This window comes from Paenibacillus sp. EKM10P, assembly GCF_011800655.1.
Taxonomy (GTDB): domain Bacteria; phylum Bacillota; class Bacilli; order Paenibacillales; family Paenibacillaceae; genus Paenibacillus; species Paenibacillus polymyxa.
The window spans coordinates 1-244 of the sequence record NZ_JAALET010000128.1 but is presented as its reverse complement, the minus strand read 5'-3'; the positions used below and the strand labels follow the sequence as shown (position 1 = coordinate 244).

Annotated in this window: 2 tRNA genes; both read right to left on the bottom strand. The window is 53.7% G+C overall.

What is annotated here, in order from left to right:
- Nucleotides 1-2 precede the first annotated feature (2 nt).
- A tRNA-His gene (locus HFE01_RS26775) sits at nt 3-75 on the bottom strand.
- Between the two features lie 18 nt (nt 76-93).
- Nucleotides 94-167, bottom strand: a tRNA-Trp gene (locus tag HFE01_RS26770).
- Nucleotides 168-244: the final 77 nt, after the last annotated feature.

The window sequence follows — 244 nt, the reverse complement described above, 5'->3', positions numbered from 1 at the left end:
AGGGCGGCCGATGGGGCTTGAACCCACGAATGCCGGAGTCACAGTCCGGTGCGTTAACCACTTCGCCACGACCGCCACAGGAAAAGAAGTAATTGGCAGGGGCAGCAGGAATTGAACCCACACCAACGGTTTTGGAGACCGTTGTTCTACCTTTAAACTATGCCCCTATAAAACTGGTGGAGGATGATGGATTCGAACCACCGAACCCGTAAGGGAGCAGATTTACAGTCTGATGCGTTTGGCC